The following is a 3,072-nucleotide window of genomic DNA, read 5'->3' on the forward strand; positions in this document are numbered from 1 at the left end:
AAGGACGGGAAACCCGCCTTCGTGCATACGCTGAACGGCTCGGGCGTGGCGGTCGGCCGCGCGCTCATCGCGGTGCTGGAGAACTACCAGAACCCGGACGGCAGCGTGACGGTCCCGTCCGCGCTCGTGCCCTACATGGGCGGGATCACCCGCATCGAGGGACCTGCCACGTAATGCGCATTCTCGTCACCAACGACGACGGCATCCACGCGCCGGGCCTGGAAACCCTGGAGGGCATCGCGAAAACGCTGTCCGACGACGTCTGGGTGGTGGCGCCCGAGACCGACCAGTCCGGCGTCTCGCACTCGCTGTCGCTGAACGACCCCTTACGCCTGCGGCAGGTCTCCGAAAAGCGCTTCGCGGTGAAGGGCACGCCGTCCGACTGCGTGATTCTGGGCGTGCGCCACATCCTGGCCGAGCACGGGCCGGACCTCGTGCTGTCGGGGGTCAACCGCGGCCAGAACGTCGCCGAGGACGTGACCTATTCCGGCACGATCGCGGCGGCGATGGAGGGCACCATCCTCAACGTGCGCTCGATCGCGCTCAGCCAAGCCTACGGCGCCGGCGGCCGCGGGAGCCTCAGGTGGCACTGCGCGGCGCACCACGGCCCGGCGGTGGTGCGGAAGATCCTGGAGACGGGAATCGAGCCGGGCATCCTCGTCAACGTCAACTTCCCGGACTGCGAGCCGGAGGACGTGGCGGGGATTGCCGTGGCCGCCCAGGGACAGCGCAACCAGGCGCTGCTCGCCATCGACGCGCGCGTCGACGGGCGCGGCAACCCGTACTTCTGGCTGGCCTTCGCCAAGGCGCGGTTCGAGCCGGGCAACGGCTCCGACCTCAAGGCGATCGCCGAGCGTCGGATCTCGGTGACGCCCCTGCGCCTCGACCTCACCGACGAGCCGACGCTGACCCGCTTCGCCCAGGCGTTTTCGGAGTAGGTGTCCTCCTCGACGAGGCCGGACCCGGCGCGGGTCCCTTCTCCCAGGGGGAGAAGGACACAGATGAGGGGCGTAACTTCTCCGGACGACGCACGCCCCGCACCCCAACCCTCTCCCCCTGGGAGAGGGGGCGCCGCGCGTATCCTGCGGGCGTCCTGGACGCCCTCAGTCACGCGATCGTTTCAGACGGGGAGTCCTGGCCCGTGAGCCTCGTCCTGGTCTCGGGCTTCATGCTCGATGCCGGCCTGTGGGACGACGTGGCCGGCCCTTTGTCCGCCGCCGGCCCGATCGTCCACGCCGACCTGAGCCGCGACGCGTCGATCCGGGCGATGGCGGAACGGCTGCTCGCCGAGGCGCCGGGACGCGTCGTCCTCGTCGGGTTCTCGATGGGCGGCACCGTCGCTCGCGAGGCCGCGCGGATCGCGCCTGCGCGGGTGCGGGGGCTGGCGCTCGTGGCGACCTCCGCCCGCGCCGACACGCGGGCGCAGGCGGCGGCCAAGCGCATCGCCGTCGAGCGGGTCGAGGCCGGGCCGTTCGGCGGCCTGAGCCGGTCGTCGATCGCCGCCGCGCTGCATCCCGACCGAGCCGGCGACGAGGGCATGATCGCGCGGGTGCGCGCCATGGGCCTCCGGCTCGGGCGCGACGCCTTCCTGCGTCAGTCCCGGCTGGAGCGGGGCGGGGATCGCGACCGGCTCGGCGCCATCGCCTGCCCGACGCTGGTGGTGGCGGCCGGGGCGGACCGCCTGCGCAGCGTGGCCGAATCCGAGGAGCTGCGCGACGGCATTCCCGGTGCCGTCCTGCGGGTCGTCGCGGAGTCCGGCCACATGCTGCCGATCGAGGCGCCGGGCGCGCTCACCGCCCTCCTCCTCGACTGGCTCGGCGCGCTTCCGCCGTGAGCGGGCCCCCGGACGAGGCGCTGCCCGACCACGACGGCCTCGGCGCGGCGATCGAGAACGCCGCCTTCGTGATGGCGCTGCGCGGGCGCGGCACCCGCGACACCGCCGTGCTGCGGGCGATGGAGCAGGTGCCGCGCGCCCGCTTCGCGCCGGCGGCCCACCGCCACCTCGCCCAGCGGGACCTCGCCCTGCCGCTGCCCTGCGGCGCGTCGATGACCGCGCCGAGCACGGTCGCGACCATGCTCGCCCTGCTGCGGGTGGAGGCCGGGATGCAGGTCCTCGAGATCGGCACCGGGTCCGGCTACGTCACGGCGCTGCTGCTGCAGCTCGGAGCGGGCGGCGTGACCAGCCTGGAGCGCTACGCGACGCTTGCCGACGCCGCCCGGCGCACCCTCGGCGACGCCCGCGCCGTGATCCGGCAGGACGACGGGCTGGCGGAGGCGGCCGGCAGCTTCGACCGCATCCTCGTCCACGGGCGCGTGGCGGCCCCGCCGCCCGCGTGGTCCGCGGCGCTGCGGCCGGACGGGCGCCTCGTCGCCGGGTCGGGAGACGGGCGGCTCCTCGCGGTCGCGCGCACGGCCTCGGGCCTGCGTACGGAAGCCGGCCCGGCGCTGCGCCTCGCGCCCCTGGTGCCGGGGCGGGCGCGGGTGCTCTGAGCCGGGAGCGCACGCCGCGTCCCGTTTCGAGAGTGGTTCCCGCACCGCATCGAACGTGGTGAACGGGAACGGATGTTTAACCTGAATCCGTCTTGAATGGCGTCATCAAGTTGCGTCAAGCAAACGGGTGCGTCGATGCGGGTTCGCGGATCAGGTCGGGGGATGAGGACGCTGTCGCGCTTCGCCCTCATCGGGGTGATCGGCGGCGGCGCGGCCGCCTGCTCGTCGGACGTGTCGCGTCTCGACAACCCCTTCAGCAATCCCTTCGCCGCGCTGTCGGGCGAGCCCGCGGCGACGGGGAGCCTGCCGGACGGGCAGGCCAGCGCGCCGGTGCGCACCGGCCGCATCCAGTCGCAGGCGCTGGCCGCCCCGATGGCGATCAGCCCGCGGCCCGGCCCGGTCGCGGCCCGCGCCCTCCCGCCGTCGCAGCCGATGGCGCAGACCACCCGCGTCGCCTCCACGGGCGCGGCCGGATGGAACGCGCAGGGCGGCACCGCCATCACCGTGTCGCAGAACGACAGCCTGACCCAGATGTCGACCCGCTTCGGCGTGCCGGCCTCGGCGATCCTCTCGGCCAACGGC

At 74.1% G+C, this 3,072-nt stretch carries 3 protein-coding genes and 2 pseudogenes; all 5 read left to right on the plus strand.

Features of this window, described 5'->3' with window-relative positions:
- Positions 1-174 (plus strand): annotated as a pseudogene (locus ACFE8Y_RS20790) (serine--tRNA ligase); the annotation flags it as partial.
- Entirely contained in the window at positions 174-938 is a 765-nt protein-coding gene (surE, locus tag ACFE8Y_RS20795; RefSeq protein WP_375466272.1) for a 5'/3'-nucleotidase SurE, read from the plus strand. The pseudogene ACFE8Y_RS20790 and the gene surE, both read left to right, overlap by 1 nt.
- A gap of 203 nt (positions 939-1,141) precedes the next feature.
- A complete protein-coding gene (locus tag ACFE8Y_RS20800) occupies positions 1,142-1,834 on the plus strand; it encodes an alpha/beta fold hydrolase (RefSeq protein ID WP_375466273.1) in 693 nt (230 codons plus the stop codon).
- Positions 1,831-2,490: a protein-L-isoaspartate O-methyltransferase gene (locus tag ACFE8Y_RS20805; protein ID WP_375466274.1), complete on the plus strand. Its 660-nt coding sequence runs from the start codon at positions 1,831-1,833 to the stop codon at positions 2,488-2,490. The genes ACFE8Y_RS20800 and ACFE8Y_RS20805 overlap by 4 nt, the downstream gene beginning before the upstream one ends.
- A gap of 135 nt (positions 2,491-2,625) precedes the next feature.
- Positions 2,626-3,072 (plus strand): annotated as a pseudogene (locus ACFE8Y_RS20810) (peptidase M23); the annotation flags it as partial.

Origin of the sequence: uncultured Methylobacterium sp. (genome assembly GCF_964242245.1) — a bacterium.
Classification (GTDB): Bacteria; Pseudomonadota; Alphaproteobacteria; order Rhizobiales; family Beijerinckiaceae; genus Methylobacterium.

Excerpts from the sequence above, each read along its gene's own strand:
- surE (WP_375466272.1), top strand. The coding sequence starts at position 174 with ATGCGCATTCTCGTCACCAACGACGACGGCATCCACGCGCCGGGCCTG.